The organism is Oceanimonas doudoroffii (assembly GCF_002242685.1).
Taxonomy (GTDB): domain Bacteria; phylum Pseudomonadota; class Gammaproteobacteria; order Enterobacterales; family Aeromonadaceae; genus Oceanimonas; species Oceanimonas doudoroffii.
In genome coordinates this window covers 546,466-571,689 of the sequence record NZ_NBIM01000001.1, presented here as the reverse complement: position 1 = coordinate 571,689, position 25,224 = coordinate 546,466, and the positions used below count along the sequence as shown (strand labels likewise).

The 25,224-nt window shown below is 61.5% G+C and carries 23 protein-coding genes; 10 read left to right on the top strand and 13 right to left on the bottom strand.

Annotation, left to right across the window (positions count from 1 at the left end; translation table 11 throughout):
• The first annotated feature begins 33 nt into the window (after nt 1–33).
• Nucleotides 34–441, top strand: a complete 408-nt coding sequence (gene gloA / locus B6S08_RS02590; protein WP_094199217.1) for a lactoylglutathione lyase — start codon at nt 34–36, stop codon at nt 439–441.
• A 204-nt stretch (nt 442–645) separates the two neighbouring features.
• On the opposite strand, the gene cysB is transcribed toward gloA, so the two are convergent.
• Entirely contained in the window at nt 646–1,620 is a 975-nt protein-coding gene (gene cysB, locus B6S08_RS02585) for an HTH-type transcriptional regulator CysB (protein ID WP_094199216.1), read from the bottom strand.
• Nucleotides 1,621–1,822: 202 nt separating this feature from the next.
• Here cysB and B6S08_RS02580 point away from each other — a divergent pair, with 202 nt between their 5' ends.
• Both B6S08_RS02580 and B6S08_RS02575 read left to right on the top strand, forming a co-directional pair.
• Nucleotides 1,823–2,581, top strand: coding sequence for a DNA repair ATPase (locus B6S08_RS02580; RefSeq protein WP_094199215.1), 759 nt, complete (start codon nt 1,823–1,825; stop codon nt 2,579–2,581).
• Nucleotides 2,582–2,586: 5 nt separating this feature from the next.
• Complete coding sequence (locus B6S08_RS02575; RefSeq protein WP_245849798.1) at nt 2,587–3,129, top strand: VOC family protein; 543 nt, start codon at nt 2,587–2,589, stop codon at nt 3,127–3,129.
• A gap of 105 nt (nt 3,130–3,234) precedes the next feature.
• Here the strand turns inward: B6S08_RS02575 and B6S08_RS02570 are convergent, their stop codons facing one another.
• Nucleotides 3,235–4,431, bottom strand: coding sequence for an MFS transporter (locus tag B6S08_RS02570; protein ID WP_094199213.1), 1,197 nt, complete (start codon nt 4,429–4,431; stop codon nt 3,235–3,237).
• Between the two features lie 96 nt (nt 4,432–4,527).
• Between B6S08_RS02570 and B6S08_RS02565 the strand changes: the two genes are divergently transcribed.
• The 6 genes from B6S08_RS02565 (at nt 4,528) to B6S08_RS02540 (ending at nt 9,206) form a co-directional block, all read left to right on the top strand.
• Entirely contained in the window at nt 4,528–5,430 is a 903-nt protein-coding gene (locus tag B6S08_RS02565) for a LysR family transcriptional regulator (RefSeq protein ID WP_425435353.1), read from the top strand.
• Between the two features lie 30 nt (nt 5,431–5,460).
• The gene (locus B6S08_RS02560; RefSeq protein ID WP_094199211.1) at nt 5,461–6,099 is read left to right on the top strand and encodes a DUF2796 domain-containing protein; all 639 of its coding nucleotides are present in this window, start codon (nt 5,461–5,463) and stop codon (nt 6,097–6,099) included.
• Nucleotide 6,100: 1 nt separating this feature from the next.
• Nucleotides 6,101–6,787, top strand: coding sequence for an ABC transporter ATP-binding protein (locus tag B6S08_RS02555; protein WP_094199210.1), 687 nt, complete (start codon nt 6,101–6,103; stop codon nt 6,785–6,787).
• Nucleotides 6,781–8,028, top strand: a complete 1,248-nt coding sequence (locus B6S08_RS02550) for an ABC transporter permease (protein ID WP_094199209.1) — start codon at nt 6,781–6,783, stop codon at nt 8,026–8,028. The genes B6S08_RS02555 and B6S08_RS02550 overlap by 7 nt, the downstream gene beginning before the upstream one ends.
• A 17-nt stretch (nt 8,029–8,045) precedes the next feature.
• Nucleotides 8,046–8,504 carry a DUF3299 domain-containing protein gene (locus B6S08_RS02545; protein ID WP_165662612.1) on the top strand — a complete coding sequence of 153 codons (459 nt, stop codon included), beginning with the start codon at nt 8,046–8,048 and terminating at the stop codon, nt 8,502–8,504.
• Nucleotides 8,505–8,615: 111 nt separating this feature from the next.
• Nucleotides 8,616–9,206, top strand: coding sequence for a LysE family translocator (locus B6S08_RS02540; RefSeq protein WP_094199207.1), 591 nt, complete (start codon nt 8,616–8,618; stop codon nt 9,204–9,206).
• Here the strand turns inward: B6S08_RS02540 and B6S08_RS02535 are convergent.
• The 8 genes from B6S08_RS02535 to B6S08_RS02500 all read right to left on the bottom strand — a co-directional run bounded on the left by B6S08_RS02535 (nt 9,188) and on the right by B6S08_RS02500 (nt 18,609).
• Complete coding sequence (locus tag B6S08_RS02535) at nt 9,188–9,850, bottom strand: AraC family transcriptional regulator (protein ID WP_094200520.1); 663 nt, start codon at nt 9,848–9,850, stop codon at nt 9,188–9,190. The genes B6S08_RS02540 and B6S08_RS02535 overlap by 19 nt on opposite strands.
• Before the next feature lie 29 nt (nt 9,851–9,879).
• Nucleotides 9,880–10,947 carry an NAD(P)H-dependent flavin oxidoreductase gene (locus tag B6S08_RS02530; RefSeq protein ID WP_094199206.1) on the bottom strand — a complete coding sequence of 356 codons (1,068 nt, stop codon included), beginning with the start codon at nt 10,945–10,947 and terminating at the stop codon, nt 9,880–9,882.
• 117 nt (nt 10,948–11,064) lie between these two features.
• Entirely contained in the window at nt 11,065–11,562 is a 498-nt protein-coding gene (locus tag B6S08_RS02525) for a GNAT family N-acetyltransferase (RefSeq protein WP_094199205.1), read from the bottom strand.
• A gap of 11 nt (nt 11,563–11,573) precedes the next feature.
• A complete protein-coding gene (locus tag B6S08_RS02520; protein WP_094199204.1) occupies nt 11,574–11,897 on the bottom strand; it encodes a cupin domain-containing protein in 324 nt (107 codons plus the stop codon).
• A gap of 83 nt (nt 11,898–11,980) precedes the next feature.
• Nucleotides 11,981–13,399, bottom strand: a complete 1,419-nt coding sequence (locus tag B6S08_RS02515; RefSeq protein ID WP_094199203.1) for a sodium:solute symporter family transporter — start codon at nt 13,397–13,399, stop codon at nt 11,981–11,983.
• A gap of 103 nt (nt 13,400–13,502) precedes the next feature.
• A complete protein-coding gene (locus B6S08_RS02510) occupies nt 13,503–14,381 on the bottom strand; it encodes a patatin-like phospholipase family protein (RefSeq protein WP_206063724.1) in 879 nt (292 codons plus the stop codon).
• On the bottom strand, nt 14,381–17,485 hold the full coding sequence (locus tag B6S08_RS02505; RefSeq protein WP_094199202.1) for an efflux RND transporter permease subunit: 3,105 nt from the start codon (nt 17,483–17,485) through the stop codon (nt 14,381–14,383). The genes B6S08_RS02510 and B6S08_RS02505 overlap by 1 nt, the downstream gene beginning before the upstream one ends.
• Nucleotides 17,485–18,609, bottom strand: coding sequence for an efflux RND transporter periplasmic adaptor subunit (locus B6S08_RS02500; protein ID WP_094199201.1), 1,125 nt, complete (start codon nt 18,607–18,609; stop codon nt 17,485–17,487). The genes B6S08_RS02505 and B6S08_RS02500 overlap by 1 nt, the downstream gene beginning before the upstream one ends.
• A gap of 101 nt (nt 18,610–18,710) precedes the next feature.
• Here B6S08_RS02500 and B6S08_RS02495 point away from each other — a divergent pair, with 101 nt between their 5' ends.
• Nucleotides 18,711–20,861: an FAD-dependent oxidoreductase gene (locus B6S08_RS02495; RefSeq protein ID WP_094199200.1), complete on the top strand. Its 2,151-nt coding sequence runs from the start codon at nt 18,711–18,713 to the stop codon at nt 20,859–20,861.
• A gap of 9 nt (nt 20,862–20,870) precedes the next feature.
• Here B6S08_RS02495 and B6S08_RS02490 read toward each other — a convergent pair whose 3' ends face one another.
• The 3 genes from B6S08_RS02490 to B6S08_RS02480 form a co-directional block, all read right to left on the bottom strand.
• Nucleotides 20,871–21,551, bottom strand: coding sequence for a response regulator transcription factor (locus B6S08_RS02490; RefSeq protein WP_094199199.1), 681 nt, complete (start codon nt 21,549–21,551; stop codon nt 20,871–20,873).
• Between the two features lie 41 nt (nt 21,552–21,592).
• Nucleotides 21,593–22,987, bottom strand: a complete 1,395-nt coding sequence (locus B6S08_RS02485; protein WP_169716358.1) for a sensor histidine kinase — start codon at nt 22,985–22,987, stop codon at nt 21,593–21,595.
• Between the two features lie 578 nt (nt 22,988–23,565).
• The gene (locus B6S08_RS02480) at nt 23,566–25,044 is read right to left on the bottom strand and encodes a putative bifunctional diguanylate cyclase/phosphodiesterase (protein ID WP_245849797.1); all 1,479 of its coding nucleotides are present in this window, start codon (nt 25,042–25,044) and stop codon (nt 23,566–23,568) included.
• Between the last annotated feature and the right edge of the window lie 180 nt (nt 25,045–25,224).

Here is a 25,224-nt window from a genome sequence, read left to right as displayed (position 1 = left end):
TACATTAACCGAACAATAACGGGAGCAATGATCATGCGTATTCTGCACACCATGCTGCGAGTGGGTAACCTGGACAAGTCCATCGCCTTTTATACCGACATCATGGGCATGAAACTGCTGCGCACCAGCGAAAACACCGAATATGAATACACCCTGGCCTTTGTCGGCTACGGCGACGAGAAAGACGAAGCGGTACTGGAGCTGACCTACAACTGGGGCACCGAACACTACGATCTGGGCAACGCCTACGGTCATATCGCCATTGAGGCGGAAGACATTGTCGGCATGTGCGAGCAGATCCGCGCCGCCGGCGGCAAGGTTACCCGCGAGCCGGGCCCGGTCAAGGGCGGCACTACCGTGATTGCCTTTGTGGAAGACCCGGATGGCTACAAGATCGAACTGATCGCCAAAAAGGACGCCGGCCAGGGGCTCGGGGAATAACCCCAGCTGTCAGCTTTAAACCGAACGAAGGGCCTGCAGGCACAATACCGTGCCTGCAGGCCTTTTTGTTGTCATTCCGGCCTCCGAGGGCTGTAGGTTGGCAATGAGCGCAGCGAATTCCAACATTTCACAGCCGCCTTCGTGTTGCGATTCGCTACGCTCATCACAACCTACTTCTGACCGCTTACAGCTCCCCGAAGGGGTTCAGCGCATGGGCAGTTCGACATCCTCAAACAGCTTTTCGATGTCGTCGGGGGATTTCAGGGTAATGGCCTTGTCGACCCGCTCCCGGGTCAGGTGGGGAGCAAAGCGTTCCATAAAGTCGTACATGTAGCTGCGCAGGAAGGTGCCCTTGCGAAAACCGATTTTGGTGGTGCTGGGGGCGAACAGGTGACCGGCGTCGATGGCCACCAGATCGCTGTCTTCCTTCGGATCTACCGCCATGCTGGCGAGCACGCCGATGCCAATCCCCAGGCGCACATAGGTCTTGATCACATCGGCGTCGGTGGCGGTAAACACTACCCGCGGCTCGTAGCCGGCCCGATTAAAGGCCACATCGAGCTGGGAACGACCGGTAAAACCAAACACATAGGTTACCAGCGGAAAGCCGGCAATGTCGGCGATACTGGGCTTGCTGATGGTGGCCAGGGGATGATCCTTGGGCACCAGAATGCAGCGGTTCCAGTGGTAACAGGGCAGCATGATCAAGTCCTGATACAAATGCATGGCCTCGGTGGCGATGGCAAAGTCGGAGGAGCCCTTGGACACCGACTCGCTGATCTGCACCGGTGTGCCCTGATGCATGTGCAGCGACACCCTGGGGTAGCGTTCAATAAAGCCCTTGATCACCTCGGGCAGGGCATAACGGGCCTGGGTATGGGTGGTGGAAATATTGAGCGAGCCCTGATCCGGGTGGGTGTGCTGGCTGGCCACGGCCTTGATGCTTTCCACCTTGCCGAGGATCTCGCCGGCGATACGAATAATATCACGACCGGCCGGGGTGATTTGGGTCAGGTGCTTGCCGCTGCGTTCAAATACCTGAATGCCCAGCTCGTCTTCAAGCATGCGCACCTGCTTGCTGATACCGGGCTGGGAGGTGTAAAGGCTCTCGGCGGTGGCGGAAACATTGAGATTATGGTTGGCAACTTCGACGATGTAGCGCAACTGCTGAAGTTTCATGGTGGTCCAGATTCTTGGTGACTTGTGTAAATACTATCAGACCTTGGCAAAAGATCCTCTGCATTGGTGTCGTTCGGGAATATTAATGCGGTGCTAACGAACTGAATCAACTCCGTTTATTAACGGACGGCGTTAGCCAAAGCCTCACCAGTGGGGTAACATTTCCATTCACGCTGACTCATTTTAAGCGAGCCGTTTGCCGATGATCCTGACTCTGGTACTGATAACCATAGGCGCCCTGCTGTTTCTTGTGATCGTGTACAACATACTGCAGCAATACCGCCAGAAGCAGACGGCGGAAAAGCGCAGCCTGCTGCTGCGAAACAGCCAGATTATCAGTGAAACCGAGGAGCTGTTGCTCAATGCCGGCCAGCTGCCCTTCAGCCGGGCCCTGGTTCTGTTGTTGTACCAGCGCATCCACCATTGCCTGCGCGCCATGGCCGAGGCCGACCCGGGCAACGCCCAGTATCAGGCCCGCCTGAACAGCGTGCGCCAGCAGCTGACCGAGGCAAAGGAGAATTACCCGCCGGTGCAGGGCTCTTTCAAGCAGCCCGACTCGGATCAGCAGGCCCTGCACATGCTCAAACTGGTCAAGCGCCTGCGCCACGTGGTGAGGCTGGAGCACAACAGGGGCAAGGTAGGCACCCAGGCCTTTGTGCTGGAAGACCGCCGGCTGGAACTGCTGCAACTCAAGATTAACCTCTCCAACCTGCTCAAACGCATTCGCATGGCCATCGGCAATCGCGAGACCGCCCTCGCCCGGCAGATGCTGGAAAAGGGTCAGAAGATACTGCGGGATCTGCCCGACAAGGACGAACAGCTGATGCAGGTAGAAGAAACCCTGCAGGAATGGCTGAGGGATCTCGACACCAAACAACTCCAGGCGGTTCAGCAAAAGGAAGAGCAGGAAAACGAAAAGTCCGAGCTCGACATGCTGTTTGAGCCCAAACGCAAATGGTAAGCCCCATGCCTTCCCTCCATGCCCTGCTGGGCAATACCGACGCCTTCTTTGCCGAGCTGGCCAACGGCCTGGCCGACCATGGCCTGCCCGCAACCCTGGGCCCCATGGATCACCTCTGCTACCGCGCCGCCAGCAATGACGAATATATCAGTCTGAAAGACGGGTTATCGGCCCATGGCCAAGTGCTGGTGGAAGGCATGATCGGCGGTCGGCCCATTATCACCTATGCCCTGCACCGGCCGCTGGCCAGCCCCTTTGGCCCCGTACCCTGCCTGGAGCTGGCCGCCCCCAAAGCGGGTAAACGCCACTCAACCGGACTGGAACACGGGGAAATCGTGGTGCCCAGCCTCACCGCCCTGCTTGAAACCTACCCGCAGGTGCCCTTTGAGCAAAAGGGCCTGCCCGATGAGCTCACCCTTTCCCTGCCTCCGTTGCAGGTTAAGTTTCACCGCCGGTCTCTGGCCGACACCATTGCCCATGAAATAACCAACGGGCTGGTAGTGCCCGTGCCGAGTGGATATTTTCAGCGGCAGACGCATAAAGGGTGAGACATATATGTATGTTGGCATAACTAATCGGTTGGCAATCAACGATGTGAATTCCGCCACCAAGGAGCCTGCGGCAGGCTGACATTCGCCAAGGCTCATTCCAGGCTACTGAAGCGTACTGGCCATCTCTCGCCGTTCATGGCCCCTCAGCCGCCAGGCCAGGGCGCCGGTCACCGTCATGACCGCAATCAGGCCAAGGGTGACGCCGGGCAAGCCCGCCGCCAGCCAAAAGGGATAGAGATAAAGACCGCCCAGGCTGGCACCGGCGTAGTAAAACACCAGATAAAGGGAGGATGCCAGCGCCCTGTCCTGAGTCACGCTGCGCCCTACCCAGCTGCTGGCACAGGCATGAGACAGGAAAAAGGCAAAGCTGTCTATCAGCAGCGAAGCGATGATCACCGGCAACCGTTCGCTGAGCAGGCCCAGGCTGCCCAGCGCCATGATGCCGATGGCCCCCAGCAGGGTATTGCACAAACCAAACCTGCGAACCAGAACACCGCTTACGCCGGACGCCAGGGTGCCGGTCAGGTAGGTCAGAAACAGCAACCCCAGGGCCGCCGGCGCCAGGGCAATGGGCGGTGCCGACAAGTGAAAGGCCACATAGGTGTACTGATTGAGGAACACCATAAAATTGAGCCCGCCCACCAGATATACCGGCCACAGCAGGGGGTTTCGCACATGCGCCAGCAGGGCGGCACTACCCTGCCCCTTTGGTGCCGGCACAAAGCAACGGGACGGGGGCAACAGCCGGGGCAACAGTCCCCACAACAGCAGGCTGATGCCGCTCAGCAACAAAAAGCTGGCCTGCCAGTGCCCGGCCAGCTCGGCCACCAGCCCGCCAAACACCCGCCCGGCAATGCCGCCGAGGGAGTTGGCGGCAATGTAAATGCCAATGCTGGTCACCAGCGCCCTGGGGGTAAATTCTTCCCCCATGTAGGCCACCGCCGTGGCCGGCAGGCCCGCCAGAAAAAATCCCTGCAATCCACGCAACAACACCAGGCTGACAAATCCCGGCGCCCAGGCCAGGCTCAACCCCAGCAACAGGGCCACTAGCAGGGTACCCAGCATCACGCGACGGCGACCCAGGCGGTCGGCGATGCGCGCCCAGAACAACAGGCCTGCCGCCAGTCCCAGGGTAGACGCCGACAGTGCCCAGCCAGCCCCCAGCGCCGACAGCGAAAAGTCCCGCGCCAGCCAGGGCAGCAATGGCTGGGCCACGTAGAGGTTGACGAACACCAGCACCGAGCCCAGTCCCAGGGCCAGGGTGGCGCGCCACCAGAGGGTGGTATTCAGATCGGTCATGGCAGGGCTCCGGGAAAATTCCTGTATTGACCTTACGCCGAAGCAGAAAATAAGTTAAATACATTAAAATTATTAATTTCATAAGGTCACGTTATGATTGATCCGCGCTGGTTGCGTCAGTTTGCCGCCGTGGCCCACACCGGCAACATCACGCGGGCCGCCGAGCAGCTGCACCTGGCTCAGCCGGCGGTCACCATGACCATCAAGAAGCTGGAGCACCAGCTGGGACTGACCCTGTTTGAACGCCGTCAGGGCCGGCTTCACCTCACCACCGAAGGCGAGCGCCTGCACGAGCATGCCGAGCGTATTCTGGGCGCCCTGGCACTGGCCGAGCAGGATATGACGGCGCTGCATGATCTCAACGCCGGTGAAGTGACCATTGGCATTCCCAGCATGCTGGGCACGTTTTATTTTCCACCACTGCTAATGGCCTTTAAGCATCGCTATGCGGGGCTGAACATTGTGGTTGAAGAAGCCGGCACCCAGAGCCTGCAGGCAAAGTTGCTGACCGGTCGGCTCGGGCTCGGTATTGCGCTGACGGCAGATCTGCCCGCCGGCCTGTGCAGCCAGCCCCTGCTGCGGGAAGAAATGGTGGCGGTGGTGGCGAAGGATCACCCCTTTGCCCGGCGCCAACGCCTTGCCCTCGATGATTTTTTGCAGGAGGAGCTGGCGTTGTTTCATCACGGCTTTCACCACCGGGAATACATTGACGACATGGCCCGACAGCGCAATATTCGGCCACGCATCGGCTTTGAGAGCAACCTGATCCCCCTGCTCAAGGCGGTGGTGCGACAGGGCTTTGCGGTGACCTCGTTTTTGCGCATGGCGGTGGAAAACGACGATGATCTGGTGCCCATCTCCTTTGAAACGCCCTATTTTCTCGACCTGTGTCTGGCCTGGCCCGCCGAGCGGCAACTGTCCCGGGCCGAGCAGGCCTTTATCGACTTTATGCGCGAGCAGCCCGCGCACCTTTACAGCCAAGGCGAAGATTCGTTATAACATAACAAATTTAGCCTACCGGAGAATCGAATGAATCTTAAACCCCTGGCCGTTGCCGTACTGCCCCTTACCCTGGCCGCCAACACCCAGCTGGGTGTGCACGAGCATGGCTTTGGCCAACTCAACCTGGCTCAGGACCGCAATCACCTGGTGCTGGAGCTGTTTGCCCCCGCCGCCGACATTGTGGGTTTTGAACATAATCCCACTACCAGCGAAGACAAGGCCGCCTTTGATCACGCCATAAACAAGGCCCGGGATGGCGCCGCGCTGTTCAGCCTGACCCCCACCGCCGGCTGCACCCTGACCGACGTCGCCCATGCCAACGGCGATGAACACCACCACGACGACCATGCCGACCATGCCGACCATGCCGACCATGCCGACCATGCCGACCATGATGGCGAACACAAGCATCACCATGATGATGAGCATGACCATCATCACGATGACAAACACGACCATGATGATGAACATGATGGCGAACATGGCCACAAGGACATCAGCCTGAGTTATCACTACCAGTGCAGCCAGCCCGATGCGCTGTCCGGCATCGAGGTAAGCCTGTTTGAACAGTTCCCCAGCTTTACCCGCATTGAGCTGCAGGGCATTCTGCCAACCGGTCAGGTGGCCGCCACCCTGACCCCGGACCAAGCCCAGGCCAGCTGGTAACATGACTCCGTTGATCGCCATTCGCAATCTGTATTTCGCCTGGCCCGGCCAGCCCGCCCTGCTCAATATTGGCGAGCTGACCCTGGCGCCGGGCGAACGGCTCTTTATCAAGGGCCCAAGCGGCAGCGGCAAGAGCACCCTGCTTGGCCTGCTGGCGGGCATTCACGCCGCCCCCCGCGGATCGCTGCACATTCTCGAGCAGGATCTGGGTGCCCTGTCGGCACACAAGCGGGACCGTTTTCGGGCCGATCACCTGGGTTATATCTTTCAGCAGTTCAACCTGCTGCCCTTTCTCTCTGTAGTGGAAAACGTGACCGCCGCGCTGACCTTTTCACGGTACAAGCGCCGGCGGCTGACCGCCCCCGCCGAGCAGGAAGCCAAACGCCTGCTCGCGGCCCTGCAACTGCCCGACGCGCTGTGGCAACAGCCGGTGCATCAGCTCAGCATCGGCCAGCAGCAGCGGGTGGCCGCCGCCCGGGCCCTGATCGGTCGCCCCGAGCTGGTCATTGCCGATGAGCCCACCTCGGCGCTGGACGCCGACAGTCGCGCCGCCTTTATGGCGCTGCTGTTTGCCGAATGCGACCATCAGGGCAGCGGCCTGGTGTTTGTCAGCCACGATACCGGCCTGGAGCCGTTGTTTTCCCGAGTGGAATCCCTCAAGGCACTGAACGGAGCAACCTCATGCTGAGCCTGGCCTTTAAAAGTTTGTGGTCACGCCGGCTGACCGCCGGCCTGACGGTGCTGGCCATTGCCATCAGCGTGCTGCTGCTGGTGGGCGTCAACAAGGTGCGCACCGAGCTGAAAGACAGCTTTGCCCGCACCATTTCGGGCACCGATCTGATCGTGGGCGCCCGCTCCGGGCAGATAAACCTGTTGCTGTATTCGGTGTTTCGCATCGGCAACCCCACCAACAACATCAGCTGGGAGTCCTACCAGCGCATTCGCCAGCAAAAGGGCGTGGCCTGGACGGTACCGCTGTCGTTGGGCGACTCCCACCAGGGTTACCGGGTGCTGGGAACCAGTGAAGACTATTTTCGTCATTACGCCTATGGCCGGCAGCAATCCCTTGAGCTCGCCAACGGACGCCCCTTTACCGACACCTTTGAGGCGGTGATCGGTGCCGAGGTGGCACGACAGCTCGGCTACCAACTGGGCGACGAGCTGATCATCGCCCACGGCGCCGGCAACACCTCGTTCAGCCTGCACGACGATCTGCCCTTTACCCTGGTGGGCATTCTCGCTCCCACCGGCACGCCGGTAGACAGAACCGTGCATATTCGCCTGGATGGGCTCGAAGCCATTCACCTGGGGTGGCAAAGTGGCCGCCAGACGCAACAACTGACCCCGACCGAGGCCCGCCAGGCCAGCCTTGAACCCGAAGCCCTCACCGCCTTTCTGGTGGGGCTGGAAAACCGGGTGCTGGCCTTTGGCCTGCAGCGCAGCATCAACAATTACCGGGCCGAGCCGCTGTCGGCCATTCTGCCCGGCGCCGCCCTGCATGAGTTGTGGAGCATGATGAGCCTGGCGGAGCAGGCCATTGCCTTTATTGCCCTGTTTGTGGTGGTGGCCGGCCTGCTGGGCATGCTCACCACCCTGCTGGCCGGGCTCTCTGCCCGGCGCCGGGAACTGGCCATTTTGCGCGCCCTGGGTGCCGGGCCACGACATCTGTTTGCCCTGCTCACCCTGGAGGCAGCCCTGCTTACCCTGCTTGGCATTGGCCTGGGACTGTTGATACTCTACGGCATTCTGCTGGCGGCCGCGCCCCTGCTGCAGGCCCATTACGGGCTGCTGCTGACGCCGGGGCTGCCAACCATGGATGAGTGGCGCCTGCTGGCGGCCATCTGGGGAGCGGGCATAATTACCGGCCTGCTGCCGGCGGCCCAGGCCTTTCGCTATTCCCTTAACGACGGTATGAGTATCAAGCAGTGAAACTGACACACGCACTGATGGGGCTGGCACTGCTGGCCGGCCCCGCCCTGGCCGATGACTACCAGCTGACCGAGTGGGATGATCTGATCCCGCTGGAAGAGCAGCTGAACCCGCCCCCCTTTCCCGAGGTGGATCACGACGACGAACTCGCCATTCCCCTTCAGCCGGTGGGCAAGGTGGTGCCGGCACTCAATGGCAAAAAGATTCGGTTACCCGGTTTTGTGGTGCCGCTGGAAGGCGACAGCGAAAAGATCACCCAGTTCTTTCTGGTGCCCTATTTCGGCGCCTGCATTCATGTGCCGCCACCGCCCACCAACCAGATTGTCTACGTCAACTATCCCAAGGGCGCCAAAGTGGACGACCTGTGGGATGCGGTCTGGGTAACCGGCACCCTGAGCACGGTAAGTGCCAGCCATGACATTGCCGACGCCGCCTATTCGCTGGAAGGCGTCACCGTCGAACCCTACGATCTGTAAAGACACCGGGCGCCTGCCGCCCGGTGCTTTGCCATATCAATTTCGTTCAATATTTCCCTGTAGCACTCCTGCACACTGGCCCGGCTTTCAACCAGTATGCAAGGAGTATCCATGACCCTTTCCCTGATTTGGCCCATGTCGCTGTTCGCACTGGCCGCCTCCATCTCCCCCGGTCCCGTCAATCTGCTGTGTCTGAGCAGCGGCCTGCATCAGCCGTTAGCACGCGGGCTGCTCCTGGTTACCGGCGCCACCCTGGGGTTCGTGGTACTGTTTCTGGCCATTGGGCTGGGGTTGCATGGTGTGTTGCAGGAACAGCCAGGCCTGATGCAGTGGCTGCACTGGGCCGGTGTCGGCTTTCTGCTTTACATGAGCATTAGGCTGGCTACCGCTTCAAGTAGCCTGCCCGCCAGCGATGCCAGGGTGGCCCCGGGCTTGCTGACAGGAGCCCTGATGCAATGGCTCAATCCCAAGGCCTGGCTGGCATCGGCTTCCGGCATCACCGTTTATACCGATGGCAGCCTGGCGCAAACCGGACTGTTCGCCCTGCTCTATCTGCCTATCTGCTGGTGTTCGCTGATGTGCTGGCTGTGGCTGGGCAGCGGCCTGCGCCGCCATATCTCCAGCGCCCGCTGGCTGACCGTGCTGAACCGGCTGATGGCCCTGATGCTGGCCGCCAGTGGCCTCTACTTGCTGCGATACTGAGCCGGCGTGGCGGCCACCAGTCGCTTGAAGGTACGCTGAAAATGCGCCTGATCGGAAAACCCCATATTGAGTGCCACCTCGGCGATAGGCACACCCGCCTTCAGTTGCCGCTGGCCATGCTGGACCCGTCGGTTGAGCAGGTAGGCATGGGGCGTAATGCCAAAGTGCTGCCTGAATACACGCACCAGATGGCCGGCGCTGTAGCCGCACTGGCTGCACAGCTCATCGAGTGACACCTCTTCAAGGCTGTGGGCGTCAAGGTAATCGGCCAACTGGCGCAGCCTTTTCGGCACCGGCGCCGGATACGGCACCGAATGTCCTGCCAGATGCTGCATCAGGCTTTCCAGATATTCCACCAGCGCCGTCTGCTTTTGCAGCAACGGCAGCCGGGGGGCCTGCAGACAGGCGGTATCCACATACATCATGTAGTAGGCCCAGGGCTTGCCCTCAACGGGATTACAGGCATGCACCCAGTCCGGGTTCATCAATACCAGATTGCCGGCAGCGACACGGTAGCGGGCCTGGCGATACAAAAAGCTGCTTTCACCTGCAGTAATGGCACCCAGGGACCATTGGGGGTGACTGTGAGCCGCGTAACCGACAGCGCGCCCGTCATCGCTACGGCGCAGCTCTACCTGCGGCATGCGCGCATCCCGCCAGAATACGGGCGTGCTCAAGGCTGCCATCGCGCCTCTTGCACCAGGCTGGCCACCAGTTCGGCCGCCGGCATGGCCCTCGCCCGCGCCGCCCCCTGACCCGCCCAGTGGGCGGCGAAGTCATGGCAGCCCCGGACCACGGCGGCGCCATGCAGCCGCTTGGCCGCGTCATAGGCCACCGGGTAGTCGGGCGGAGCTGGCGCCCCGGCCGCTTCCGCATAGCGGATAAAGCGGTTAGCCAGCCCTCGCGCCGGACGACCGGAAAGGGTGCGGGTCAGCCGGGTCTGGTCCTCGCTGGCCTCGAGCAATTGCCGCCGGTAGGCGGCACTGGCCGCCGATTCCGGGCAGGCCACAAAGGCGGTACCCAGCTGCACCGCCGCGGCGCCCAAGGCCAACATGCTTTGCATGTCCTGGCCATCCATGATGCCGCCGGCGGCGATCACCGGCCCACGACATTTCTCAGCCAGCAAGGCCACCAGCTCGGCGGTCGTCCATTGCGAGTCGGGGGCATCGGGGTCAAAAATGCCCCTGTGCCCGCCAGCCTCTATGCCCTGGGCCACAATGCCGTGAATGCCGGCGGCATCAATTTGCCGGGCTTCTTCCAGACTGGTGGCACTGGCCAGGGTGATCACCCCGGCATCGTGCAGCCGGTCGAGCAGTTGCGCAGCGGGCAGGCCGAAGTGAAAACTCACCACGGCCGGACGCAACTCCACCAGCAAATCCTGCATGGGCCGGTTGTGATTGAAACTGGTATAAATTTCTTCCAGCCGGGCCGGCGGCTCTATACCCTGCTCGGCAAAAAGCGGCGTCAAATACGCCAGCCAGTCGGCTTCGAGTGACGCATTGCGGCGGGCCGGCGCATGGCAGAAGACATTCACGTTGAATGGCCTGTCGGTAAGCCGTTGCGTCTGTTCAATCTGGCGACGGGCCTCACTCACCGAGCTGGCACCGATACCGAGGGAGCCGAGACCACCGGCGTTGGACACGGCGGCGGCAAGCTCGGGCGTGGACACCCCCGCCATCGGGGCCTGAATTAGGGGGTAAGGTATTCCAAGCTGGTGCACAAGCGCGTGGCGTGGTGACATGGGCCTTCCTTTTCCGTCTCGATATGGGGCTTGTTCACCCTATAGCGCCCCACCATGAAAGACAATGGCATTCGAATCTCAAACCAAACATCCCTGCCCCGGCTTGCCCTTGGGTAATTACAGCGCCTTTAACATCCAGACGTCGCAGCCACCGTGTTCAGAGGCCAGCAGCGGCTGATCGAGGTGACGAAAACCCAACCGTTCATAAAGGCCAATGGCGTCGGTCATGCTGCTCAGGGTGTCGAGATAACAGGACGAAAACCCCCGCTCCCGGGCAAAGTCCAGACAGGCTTCGGCGAGCCGCCGGCCAATGCCGTGGCCCCGGGCCTCGGGCAGCAAGAACAGTTTTTTCAGCTCGCAGATTTTCGAGTCGTTTCCCAGCGGCGCCAGTCCGGCACCGCCCACCACTCGACCGTTCATCTCCGCCACCAGGTAGCGGCTGTTGCGCTCGGCGGTGTAATGCCGGCTCATGCACTGCACTTCCGCGTCCCCGGGGCCGAACCCTTCGCCCACGGCGCCGAATTCGGCGCCCACGGTGCGAATGATTTGGGCAATGGCAGTATCCTGGTGTGATGCGATGGGCGCCAGGGTAATGACCGGCTGCTGTGGCTGCATATACTGACTCCTCAGTGTTTGGCAGGAAAAAACACCGCCAGCCAGAGGGTGATCTCATCGGGGGCGGTATGGCTGACGCGGTGCTTTTGATGGGCGGGAATATGCAGGTGATCGCCGGGCTCAAGCCGCTGCCGGCGGCCATCCTCAAACTCCAGGGTGCCGCTGCCGGAGAGCACCAGCACCCATTCGTCTTCGGCTTGATCGTACCAGCCTTCTGCGGGCGAGCTGTGACCACGGGACAAAATGCGCTCGATGCGCACATCAGGGGTGCGCAGCAGCTCGTCAAACCGCTCTTCGGGCAGGCTCGTGGGCAGTGAATGAAACAGGTTGGCCATGGCGGAACTCCTTGCATCTGAGTCCCGCAGGGTAACCGAACAGGGCAGCCCGCGCCAAAGAGATCGGCCGCCCCGACGGATCATCAGGTGTTGGAATCTTCGGAATTACCCGCCGTGTGCGCCGCGGGTGCGCGGGGCTTGAGCCCCAGAAAAAAGCTCAGCAGACCGGCGGCCAGTATCACCAGGGTGATCACCAGCAACTTGGCGTAGCTGTGCTCCACGCCAAACCACGGGCCAATCAGGCTGACATGGCCGCCTTTTTCCAGGAAATAAAGCGCGGCGCCGGCCACCGCCAGGACAAAGGTCAGCACAAAGCTCCAGCGCGCCACCTCGCGCCCGCCCAGAATGCAGAACAGGATCAGCGGCGTCAGTGCCAGCGACGCGGTGCCGCTCACCGCCACCGCGTCAAACAGGTCCTGGCTGCCGGTAAACACCAGCACCAGGCCACCCAGGGCAAAGCCGGCCATGGCCAGCCGGCCACTGCCGGCGGTGGGCCGGCCCAGCCCCATGTCCATCACCATCAGCTTGGCGGCGCTGGCCAGGGTAGAGTCCAGGGTAGAAGCGGCCGATATCACCAGCGCCAGTCCCAGCAGCAGCATGGCATGGGTGCCCAACAGGCGCTGCAGGGCGGGCAGCAATTCCTCTCCATCGGTGGCCTGCAGCCCGGCAAAGACCCCCAGCAGACCAAAGGCCAGGATCAACAGGGCCGACAGCCAGAAGGCATGAATAAAGCTGCGCCGGGTGGTGCCTCGGTCGGCGAGAAAGCCCCTGTCCATCATCACCGGATCGTGCAGCGGGTAACTCAGCACCTGCAGCAGCGCCACCGCCAGTAAGATCCAGCCCGGGCTGGTCCACTCCGGACTGCTGGCCAGCACCGCCGGCCAGCTGAACAAGGGGTGCATAAGCGCTTGCAGGGTGAGCAACGCGATCAGCACCAGCAACAACCCCACTTGCAGCACATCGGTGCGCAGCGAGGCCCGCAGCCCGCCGCTCATGGAATAGAGCAGGGTCAGCCCGGCCACCGCCACCATGGCGACGGTGTGGGCCTGGCTGCCGGCCAGACCAAACACCATGCCCACCACCAGCAGGTTGGCAAACACCTCACTGAGCAGCCGCAACGAGATCAGCAGGTTGTAGCAACTCACTCCCACCCGGCCAAAGCGCGCGGCAAGAAAGCCCTGAATGTTGTGGGCCCCGTAGCGATAACGCAGCCGGTCCACAATCAACCAGCCGGTAAGAAAGGAGCCGTAATAGGCGCTGTAGGCCAGGGCCCCGGCCACGCCGTAGAAATAACCAAGAATGGCGGCGTTGAGCAGGGAGCGGGCAAAGATCCAGGTGGTAACCTGGGAAAACACCAGGGTCAGCAACCCTGGCGCCCCACCCTGTTCGTTCTGTCCGGCAAAAAAGCCCTCGGCGGTGCGCACCCTGGGGGCCAGCATCAGGCTCAGCAGGCCTACGCCGGCCAGCATGACCACCAAGGCGATAACGGGAAATTCAACCATGACTGACTCCTTGTCTTGCTTGCCATGTAACTGGACGCCGATTTGGCGGTCGGCGTCGCGACGAGGGCTCCTGCTTCAGTAGTCGCCTTCGCCCCTGGGTTTATTACATGCCGTCGCCATGCTGGTGGGGCCGCAGGCTCTCGGGCACGCCCCGGTGAGCCATGCCCCCTTCCCGCAACCAGCGCTGGGTGTGCAGCCGGGCCCGGCGCAGCAGCCCTGCGGTCACCGAAAAGTCGAACACCGACACCGCCTGCGGGCACAGCGGCGCCACCACATGAATGTCGGCCCTGTCCTGATAGTGCTCCACGTCACGCACCAGTTGCCACATGCTGAGCAGGTTGAGGGTATGCAGGGCCAGCGAGGCCATGGTCGCCGGCACCGCCGGGCAGGCACAGCCAAACCCGGTGGGCAGCACCACCAGCCGCTCCGCCCCCAGTGCCACGGCGCTGGCGATGGGGGTGTTGCTGGCCACACTGCCGTCCACCAGTGCCTTGCCCGCGATCTCCCGGTGCGGATACACCACCGGAATGGCAGCGCTGGCCAGCAAGGCCTCAAGCAGTGGTCCGTTCGACAGCACGGTTTCCTGCCCGGTAAGCAGCTCGGTGGCCACAATGTGCAGGGGCAGTTCGGTATCCTCGATGCGGCTCACCGGCAAGCGGCGCTCGAGCAGATGACCCAGGGCGTCGGCCTGCACCAGGTGGTTCTGCCCCAGCAGCAATGACTTGAGCGCGCTGAAGGTATGAATGGGAAACACGTCTTCACTGCGCAGCGCCAGCCAGATGTCGGCCAGCTCTTCAACCCCGCGCCGGTGCGGCCGGGCGGCGAAATAGGCGCCGTTAATGGCCCCCACCGAGGCTCCCACCACCATGTCGGCGCGAAAACCGTGCTCCAGCAGCGCCTGCAGCATGCCCACCTGTACCGCGCCCAGACTGCCGCCACCGGCCAGCACCAGGGCCGTGCTGGCTCCTTTGAAATCCATCATTATGCCTCCTTGGCGCCGCCGTGCCGGCGCGCCAGCAGCAGGTAAAGCGAGGGCACCACAAACAGGGTGAAGAAGGTGCCGATGGCCATGCCCCCCACCAGCACCAGGCCGATGGCGTTGCGGGCTGCCGCGCCGGGCCCGTCCACCAGGATCAGCGGAAAGTGCCCGGCCACGGTGGCGGCCGAGGTCATCAGCACCGGCCGCAGTCGGGTCATGGCCGCCTGCTCGATGGCCTCGGCCTTGGCCCGGCCCTGGCGCTGCAGGCCGTTGGCGAATTCCACGATCAGAATGCCGTTCTTGGCCACCAGTCCCACCAGGGTAACCAGCCCTACCTGAGCATAGATGTTCAGGGTAGTGGTCCAGCCGTCGGTCCAGAACGGCAGATCCGGGTTGGGCATTTTCAGCACCGTAAAAATAAGCGCGCCAAACATCGCCAGGGGCACCGAGCCCAGCAGGATCACCAGGGGATCGCGAAAGGAGTTGAACTGCACCGCCAGCACCAGAAAAATCATCACGATGGCCAGCCCCAGCGCCGGCAGAAACTTGCCCCCTTCGGTGCGCAGCTGACGGGATTCGCCGGTGTAGTTGATGGTGTAATCCGCCGGCAGCAGTTCGCGGGCCGCGTTTTCCAGCGCCGCCAGGCCTTCGTCCAGCCTCCCGGTCAGGCCCGAAAGCTTGATGGCGTTAAGCTGCTGAAAGCGGTTGAGGGAGCGCGGCACCGTGCTGTTTTCAAGCCGTGCGATGGCCGACAACGGCACCAGCTGCGCACCCGGTCCGCGCAGGTAAATATCACCCAGCTGCTCCGGGTTGAGCCGCTCGGCCCGCACCAGTTGCGGAATGACCTTGTAGGCGCGACCGTCAATATTGAAGCGGTTGACGTAGTTGCCCCCCAGGGCCGCCCCCAGATCCAGGCCCACCTGGCGCTGGGTGAGCCCCAGTGCCGCCAGCTTCTGGTAGTCGAGCACGATCTCGGTCTGGGGCTGGTCGATTTTCAGATCGATCTCCGGCGGAAAGTAAAACAGTCCGCTCTCCATGGCCGCCTGCTGCAATTGCCGGGCATAAACCAGCATGTCGGCGGGCTCGTCGGTGGAGGTGATCACAAACTCCACCGGAAAGTTGCTGCCGCCGGGCAGGGCCGGAGGCTGGGCCACAAACACCTGCAAACCGGGAATGGCGTTCATGCCCGATTGTATCTCCGGCACCATCTCGCGAATGCTGCGTGTGCGCTGATCCCAGGGTTTGACCACCATGCCGCTGAAGCCGCCCACCCCCAGGGCGGCGGCAAAGGGATCCGAGGGCGACAACAAAATCTGAAAGGTCAGCGCCCGCTCCGGCGCCTCGAGAAACACGCGCTCTGCCGCCCGGCCAAAATGTACCTTCTGATCCGCCGAAGCGTTGGCGGCGTTGTTGACGATGCCGAACATAAAGCCCTGATCCTCCAGCGGCGCCAGCTCCCTGGGAGAAAACAGGTACATGGGCACCACCAGCAGCCCCAGGCCGCCCCAGAGCACATACACTGCCGTGCGCCGGGCCAATACCTGCGCCAGCCAGCGACCATAGGCCAGTCGCAGCCGGTCAAAGGCGTGGTTGACCCGTCCGGTGAGGCCCCGCTCTTCACGCTCGGCGCTCTTCAGCAGGGCCGCGCTCATGGTGGGCGACAGGGTCAGCGCCACCAGGCCGGAGATGATCACCGCCCCCGCCAGGGTGAGGGCAAATTCCCGAAACAGCGAGCCGGTCAACCCGCCCTGCAGTCCCACGGGAATGTACACCGCCGCCAGGGTCATGGTCATGGCGATCACCGGCCCCATCAGCTCCCGAGCGCCGATGAGCGCCGCTTCCTTTGGCGTACGGCCTTCCCGCAAGTGCCGCTCCACGTTTTCCACCATGACGATGGCGTCGTCCACCACCAGTCCTACCGACAGCACGATGGCCAGCAGGGTGAGCAGGTTGAGGGTAAAACCAAACAGCTGCATCAGAAACACGGCGCCGATAAGGGACACCGGAATGGCCACCACCGGCACCAGCACCGAGCGCCAGGAGCCGAGAAATACAAAGATCACCGCCACCACAATCAGCAGGGTTTCCATCAGGGTGCCGACCACCTCACGAATGGCGTTGTCCACGTATTCCGAGGCATCGTAGCCAATTTCCGCCGCCATGCCGGCGGGCAGATCCGCCTTGAGGCTGGCGAGATCGGCGCGCACCCCGGCAATCACCTCGATCACATTGGTATTGGGCAGCGGAAAGATCCCCATAAACACCGCCGTCTGGCCGTTGAAGCTGACCTCGGTGTCGTAGTCTTCCGCCCCCAGCTCCACCCGGGCCACGTCTTCCAGCCGCACCAGGGTGTCACCACTGGCCCTGACCACCAGTTGCCGAAATTGCTCGGGACGGTGCAGATCGGTATTGGCGGTGAGATAGACCTGCACCAGGGCGCCCTTGGTGCTGCCCACCGCCGACAGAAAATTGTTGGCGGCCAGGGCCTGGCTCACCTCGGCGGGGCTGATGCCCAGGGCCGCCAGCCGCTCGGGTTGCAGCCACACCCGCATGGCAAAGGTGCGGGCGCCGAAGATCTCGGCCCGCTGCACCCCGGGCAGGGCCGCCAGCCTGGGCTGCACCATGCGCACCAGATAGTCGGTAATCTCGCTCTGGGACAGCCGCTCGGAAGAAAAACTCAGATAGGCGGCGGCAAACTCGGAGTCTGCCGACTGCACGCTGATGGCGGGCACCTCGGCCTCGGCGGGCAACTGGTTGCGTACCTCGTTGACCTTGGCGGTAATGTCGGCCAGGGCCTGGGTGGGCGGGTAGTTGAGCTTGAGCCGGGCGGTGACCAGGGACAGGCCCAGCAGACTCTTGGACTCCACATAATCAATGCCGTCGGCAGACGCGATGGCCCCTTCAATGGCAGTGGTGACAAAGCCGCGCACCACTTCGGCACTGGCACCCACGTAAGGGGTGGCCACGATCACCGAGGCGTTCTCGCTTTCGGGATATTGGCGTACGCTGAGCGACCACCAGGCCTGGGCCCCGGCAATCACGATGATCAGGCTGACCACCAGGGCCAGCACCGGGCGTCGCACGAACAAGTCGGTAAAGGCGGGCATCAGCTGTTGTCCGGTTGCGGATCAAGGGAGAAGTCCGGCGCCAGCCGGTTGTCGACTTCCACCGCCATGCCGGGGAACAGCTTGAACACACCGGATGACACCACCTGCTCGCCGGCGCTGACCCCCTCGCTCACCGCCACAAAATCCCCCAGCCGCCGTCCCAGCCGCACCGGCTGGTGGCGCAGCACAGCCCCATCGCCGTCGCCGCGTTCAATCACCAGCACCGCATCGCCCTCGGGACCGTGGATCACCGCCGTAAGCGGCACCAGCAGGAGTGACTGCACCGGCGGCTGGGCCATGGTCAGCTGCACGAACATGCCCGGACGCAAACGCTCATCGGGATTGCTCAGGCTGGCCTGCACCCGCACGCTGCGACTGACGGCATCCAGTTCGGGATCAAAGGCGCTGACCTTGCCTTCAAAGGTCATGCCGGGCCAGGCATCGGCGGTGATCGCCACCGGCAGCCCGATGCGCAGCCCCGCCAGACGCTGCTGCGGCAGGGAAAAGTCCACCAGTACCGAATCCAGGCGTTGCAACGACACCACAGGAGTGCCCTTGTCGAGAAACTGGCCGGGGCTGGTGCGGCGAATGCCGAGCCGGCCGGCAAAGGGCGCACGCAGCATTTTTTTGGCAATCTGCGCCTCGATCAGCCGTTGGCGGGCGCGGGCCTGGCGGTAACGGCTTTCGGCCTCGTCGAGCTCCCCCTGGGCCAGGCTGCCGCTTTGCCGCAGCGCCCGGGCCCGGCGCAACGACAGTCGCGCCAGCTCGGCGGCGGCGGCGGCCTCCTGCAGCTGCGCCCGTTCAATGTCGTCATTCAGGCGCAGCAACACCTCACCGGCCTCAACCCTGGCCCCCGGGGCAAAGGCCACCTCGGCCACCACGCCCTCGGCCTCGGTGCGCAGCACCGCCCCCTGCAGCGTCGACACCGTGCCCACCGCCGTTACCTGCGGCTGCCATTGATGCTCGCGCACCGCCATGGCGGTGACCCGCTCCGGCGGTATCACCATGTTTTCGGCGACCTCGGCCATGGCACCGAACTGGGCGAGTTTGATCAGCACCAGCAGGCCGGCGATGGGCAACAGCGCCAGCAGGCCGGCCAGACTCCAGGCTAGGCGTGTGCGCATGATCTCTCCCCGGTAAAACAAACGACTAGTATCAAGTCTAGCCGTAAGAATTCGGCCCTCCGCTTCGACTGAACGGTAAACGGGCTTAAGGAAATCCAACCATGAAAAAAATACTGTTGCTGGCACTGGTTGTGCTGCTGATACTCGCCTTTTTCATCCTGGATCTGGATCGCTGGCTCACCCTGGATGCGCTCAAGCAACACCAGGCCGCCATTGCCGGCGTGCGTGCCGAATCACCCTGGCTGATGGCCGGCGGCTTTTTCCTGCTCTATGTGCTGATGGCGGCGTTATCACTGCCCGGCGCCGCCGTCATGACCCTGGCTGCCGGTGCCCTGTTCGGTATTGTTGAGGGGCTGGTGCTGGTATCGTTCGCCTCCAGCCTCGGCGCCACCCTGGCTTTTCTGGTGGCACGCTTTCTGTTGCGTGAACAGGTGCAGGGACGCTTTGGCAACCGGCTACAGGCCATCAACAGAGGCATTGAAAAAGACGGTGCCTTTTACCTTTTTACCCTCAGGCTGGTGCCGGTGTTTCCATTTTTTGTGATCAACCTGGTAATGGGGCTCACCCCCCTGGCCATTCGCACCTTTTACTGGGTCAGCCAGCTCGGCATGTTGCCCGGCACCCTGGTGTATGTGAATGCCGGGACCCAGCTGGCCGCCATTGAGCAGCCCGGCGACATTCTCTCGCCCATGCTGCTGGGATCCTTTGCCCTGCTGGGGCTGTTCCCCTGGCTGGCCCGTCTGGTGCTACAACGGGTACGGCGCCACCGGGCCCTGAAAGGCCATACCCCACCCCGGCGCTTCGATCGCAACCTGATCGTCATCGGTGCCGGTGCCGCCGGCCTGGTCAGCGCCTATATCGCCGCCGCGGTCAAGGCCAGGGTCACCCTGATTGAAGCCGGCGACATGGGCGGTGATTGCCTCAACACCGGCTGCGTGCCCAGCAAGGCGTTGATAAAAAGCGCACGAGTGGCCCACCAGCTGCGCCATGCCGACCGTTACGGCCTGAACGCCGGCGAGCCCAGTTTCAGCTTTACACGAGTCATGGCCCGCGTTGGGCGCATTATCGACAAGGTGGCGCCTCACGACAGCGTGGAGCGATATACCGCTCTTGGCGTGGAGGTGGTCAAAGGCTACGGCAGGCTGGTCGACCCCTGGACGGTGGAAATCATCACCGCCGAAGGCCAGACGCAGCGGCTCAGCAGCCGCAGCATCATTATCGCCGCCGGCGCCGAGCCGCTGGTGCCAAACCTGCCGGGCCTGAAAGAGGTGAACTACCTCACCAGCGATACCCTGTGGCAGGCCATGCGTGAGCGGGAAACGCCACCGGCGCGGCTGCTGGTGCTGGGCGGCGGCCCCATCGGCTGCGAACTGGCCCAGGCCTTTGCCCGACTGGGCTCAAGGGTTGTCCTGGTGCAGCGCAATGCGCGGCTGATACCAAAGGAAGACTCGGAAGTGAGCGACTGGGTAAAACGTGCCCTTGTCGCCGACGGCGTGCAGGTGCTGACCGGATGTGATGTGGACCATGTTGAAACCAATGGTACCGGAATGCGGCTGCATGCTCGGCAGGACGACAGTGCCATCGAGATTGATGCCGACACACTGCTGCTGGCCCTGGGCCGCCGCGCCCGGCTGGCGGGGTACGGCCTGCAGGAACTGGGCATTCCCGCCGAGCGCACCATAGACACCAATGAATACCTGGAAACCCTGTATCCCAATATTTACGCCGCCGGCGATGTGGCCGGCCCCTATCAGTTTACCCACACCGCCGCCCACATGGCCTGGTATGCCAGCGTGAACGCCCTGTTTGGCCAGTTCAAACGCTTTGCCGTGGATTACCGGGTTATTCCCTGGTGTACCTTTGTCGATCCGGAGGTGGCCCGGGTGGGCCTGAATGAGCAAGAGGCCAAGCAACGAGGCCTGGCCTTTGACGTCACCCGCTTTGACCTGGAGGAGCTCGACAGGGCCATTACCGACGGCGCCGAGCGGGGCTTTATCAAGGTGCTCACCGAGCCCGGCCGGGACCGCATTCTGGGCGTGACCATAGTGGCCGAACACGCCGGTGAGCTGCTGGCGGAATACGTGCTCGCCATGAAGCACAACCTTGGCCTCAACAAAATACTGGGTACCATTCACGTCTACCCCACCCTGGCAGAAGCCAACAAGTATGCCGCCGGCGAGTGGAAACGGGCCCATGCCCCCGAGCAGCTGCTGGCCTGGCTGGCCCGCTACCACAGCTGGCGGCTGGGCTGACGTCGGTGCTCAGGCCACCAAGGTCACCGGCAGATTGATATGATAGCCCTTGCCATAAATGGCCTTGATGCTGAGCTCGCTGCCAATGCGCTTCAGCTTGCGCCTGAGGCGATACATCAGGGTTTCCAGCCGGTGGCCGTCGTATTCGTAATCGCTGTAGCCAAGCGAAGCTATCAGGTGCCCCTTGCTGACCGGATTCAAGGGTTGCCGTATTAGCTCCCTGAGCACGCTGAACTCCTGGGGTGTGAGGGCGATTTCGCCACCGTCGGGCACGAACAGGCACTGGCGGCCGATGGACAGCGCCGGCATGTTTTCCGTCTTCGGAGTAACGGATGACCGCCGCAGCACGGCACACAAATTGGCCAGCACTTCATCGGCCATCACGGGTTTGGTCAGGTAGCAATCCGCCCCGTCCAGTAAGCCCTTTACGCGAAACTGGCGCTGCACCATGCCGGTTAGCATGATGATGCCGGTAAACGGCAAACGCCTTCTGATCGCCGTAAGCGCCTCAATGCCGCAGCCGTCGGGTAGCCGGGCATCCAGCACAATGGCATGGGGCGTGACATGATTGAGGTTGTGCCACAAGGCCTGCAAGGAATGACAGACTGATACGGCGTAGCCGGCCGCTTCCAGCGTATCACTCAGGATCTGGCTCCAGTCTGCGTCGTCTTCAACAACCAGTATATTCATGGTATCCGCCGAAATGGACCTGATTCAGGTAACGGATCCTATCATTGGCTGTTCCGATTGAGACAGGTTGTTTGTGACGATAGCCTCACAAAACCGCAGCACAAAGGTATTGCCGCTGTCAGGGGAATAAAAAATTCAATCTGCCCGTCAAGAGATTCCACCGCTTCCCATGTCAGGGTCAGGCCCACCCCCTTGTTGAGTCGTTGAATGCCCGGCCCGTCGTCACATACCTGAATCAACAACTGGTCCTTTTCCTGCCAGCCACTGACCTCGCAATGGGTGCCCTCAGGGGCATGCCTGATGACGTTACTGATCAGGTTGCCGACGATCATTTCCATTATGCCGGCATTGAGGCGACAGGGCAGCGCGGAAACCGGCGTCAGGCTTATTTCATGACGGTCGCTGGCAAACTGATAATGGGCAACCACGGCCCCAAGGACATCGGCAATATCCGTTGGTGCACCGTCATCCCTGGCGACATCGAGTTTGAAATGCATATCGACATATTGATCGATCAGCTGTTCCAGCCGAAAAAACTGATGCCGAATCACGCGCATGCTTTCGGGCTTGCCCGCATCGTCTTGTTCCAGCGCGTGGCCGATAACGCTGACCGGCATCCTGAAATCATGCGTCAGCAACTTGAAAAAACGGGCCTGCAGTTCTCGCAACCGCATCTCAAATTTCAGTTTGATATCCATTTTTTCAAGGCGGGCGGAGTCCGCCTTCAAGTGCTTTACGCGGGCCAGTACCGCCAGATAAATAAGCAAAGCATGGATCACGATGGTGACATTGATTGCAAACAGCGAAAAGGCTCCCAGTGACACCACACCAAAACTGGCCAGAATTCGAATCACCGAGGAAACATTGTGCGCCACAAAGGCCAGCAGATATATTTGCGCCGCCCTTTCCCCCTTAAAAGAAAGCACGGCCGTCATCAAGGTCATAAAGAGGATTAGCAGCAGAAAGACAACCTGCAGACTGGCCGACACCAGGGAGTAATGACCGGCCCACAGCAGGCACAGCAGCCCGGCGACCATCATCAGGCCGCCGGCGCGCAGCCATCGCCATAACCGCGGGTAATGAATATGAAGATTGGTAATACGGATCAGCTCAATGCCAGACACCAGGGTAAGCATCATCATCAATGCCATGACATCCAGCTGAGGCACCGACTCAAACCAGAATCCCAGGTATTTCGCCCAGCCCTGCGCAATAAAATGAATGCAGCTGCTTGCCAGAACATAAAGCGAATACACCAGATACACACTTTCCCGCAGCACCAGGCCGGTCAGCAGCGTAATCAGCACCATCATGCCCAGGGAGCCATACAGCAGCATAAAGCCAATGGCCGAAGTAATGTCTTTCTGGTAATAGGCTTCCTGCGTGTAGAACGACAACTGCAGGGCCTTGACGGAACGGCTGTCCAGGGTCAGCAAAAAATGGTGCTCTCCTGCGCCAGCAAGGCGTACATCAAAGGCGGCGTGCCTGAATACCTGATGATGCCCGCCGGCGGCAACATCGAGGCCCTGAGTTTGTTCAATATATTGTTCGTGCTTTGCCCCTGGCCTTGCAAGCAATGGGCGCAGCGTTACCTTTTCGAGAAAGGTCGGTGACACCTCAATAATCTGTTGAAGATGATCCCGTTCGGTGTGCAAGGTCAAAAGAAAAAAGGCCGGCTGCGAAGTAAAGCCGGCCGACCATGGCAATGTTAGCGGAGACGCCGGCAGCGCCCTTATTTGGGATAAAGTAAGCGGGGCCGTCGGCAAATAATCGACATGGAGTTGTTCAATCTGGTAACACAGGTTGACACAGTCACCCTGGTGAAAGGACGCCTCGGCGTGAATAAAAAAAGAGGGGCAGCTCAGCATGACAACGAACAATATTCGCCGCCATATCGCTGGCAAATATTGTCTTCCCGGCCGACCTGCCGAGGGCGTCGTTGCCATGAAGGATCCTTTCTTGCCGAATGAAAATGGGCAGGAATTCTAACCAGCGCCAAAGGCAAAGAAAAGCGTTATCCAGCAACCGGTTGCTCCTCCCGATTAACAACCGTTACGGTATGAGAAGGTGCCGCTAACGCCCCGACACTCTCCCCTGATCCCGAATTACCCAGCACCAGCGTCTCGGGGGCCGAAGGCCTGCCCAGTAAATAGCCCTGCAGGGAATGGCAGCCGAGCTCGGCCAGCAATGCCTGTTGCTCTCGGGTTTCCACTCCTTCGGCCACCACCTTCATATTGAGCGTTTTTCCCAGGGCAATCACGGCCCGAACTATGGCTTCGTCATCACTGCCCCGTTTCAGCTCCCGCACAAATCCCCTGTCTATTTTCAGCTCATTGGCCGGCAGCCGCTTGAGGTAGAGCAGGCTGGAATAGCCGGAGCCGAAGTCATCGATGGAAATGGACACGCCCAGCGCAGACAACCGGTTCAACACACTGAAGCTCTCCTCCGCATCGCCCATGGCCGTGGACTCGGTAATTTCCAGAACCAGCCGGGACGGCGGCAGTGCATGGCGCTCCAGTGCCAGGCGTACCTCATTCACCAGGCTGCTGCTGCCCAGTTGCACCGTCGACAAGTTCACCGCCACGGTCAGCTCTTCGTGGCCAAGCTCACTCCAGACTTTCATCTGCCGGCAGGCCTGATCAAGTACCCAGTTGCCGATTTCGATGATCATGCCCGAGCTTTCCGCCAAGGGCAGAAAGCGATCCGGAGACAACAAACCGTGCTGGGGGTGATGCCAGCGCAACAGGGCCTCCATGCCCGAAACAGGGCCATCCGGCGCCTTTACCTTGGGTTGATAATGCAGCACAAACTCGTGACGCTGAATGGCTCGGCGCAAATCCTGTTTGAGCTGCATCTGCAGGTGCACCTCGGCATTCATTCTGCGTTCAAAGAAACGATAGCCATTGCGACCCTGTTTTTTGACGTGATACATGGCGGCGTCGGCGTTAACCATCAGCTCGTGTCCGCTGTGTCCGTCCTGCGGATAAATGGCGATACCGATACTGACCGACACATGCAACAGCAGGTTGGCGATTTCACAGGGTTGCTCAATGGTGTCGATCAGGCGCTGCGCCAGCACCGCCGAGTTTTCCGGTGAATCCGGCTCCATCAGCAAGACAAACTCGTCCCCGCCCAGCCTGGCGATGGTGTCTTCCTCACGCTTGATCGCACTCAGGCGGTGGGCAATCTCCCTTAGCAGCAGATCACCCACATGATGGCCGTGCATGTCATTGACGGCCTTGAAGCCATCCAGATCGAGAAAAAGAATCGCGAACCCGCCCTTCTTGCGCTCGGCGCGATATATGGCCTGGTCAATGCGATCATTGAGCAGAATACGGTTTGGCAACATGGTCAGGTTGTCATGCAGCGCCAGCTTGATCAGCTCGTTATTGGCCTCATCAAGGGAGCTGGCCAGCTTGTTGGTGCGCACATCGAGCATGGACACGATCAGGGCAATGGCAAACACCGCCATGCTGACAATAATGAACCGCACCGGGGCCACTTTCCCCCTTGGGGTTGGTAGCCGACGATGCTAACAAAATACACAGCCGGAAAGCTCACCAAAGCTCACTGCCCCGGCGGTTTCCACCATGAGCGGCGGCCGTTGCGTGACAGGTGCAACGGACTCAGGGAAGTAACAGAATAAAGGAATGAGGCAACGCTCGCAGGCAGG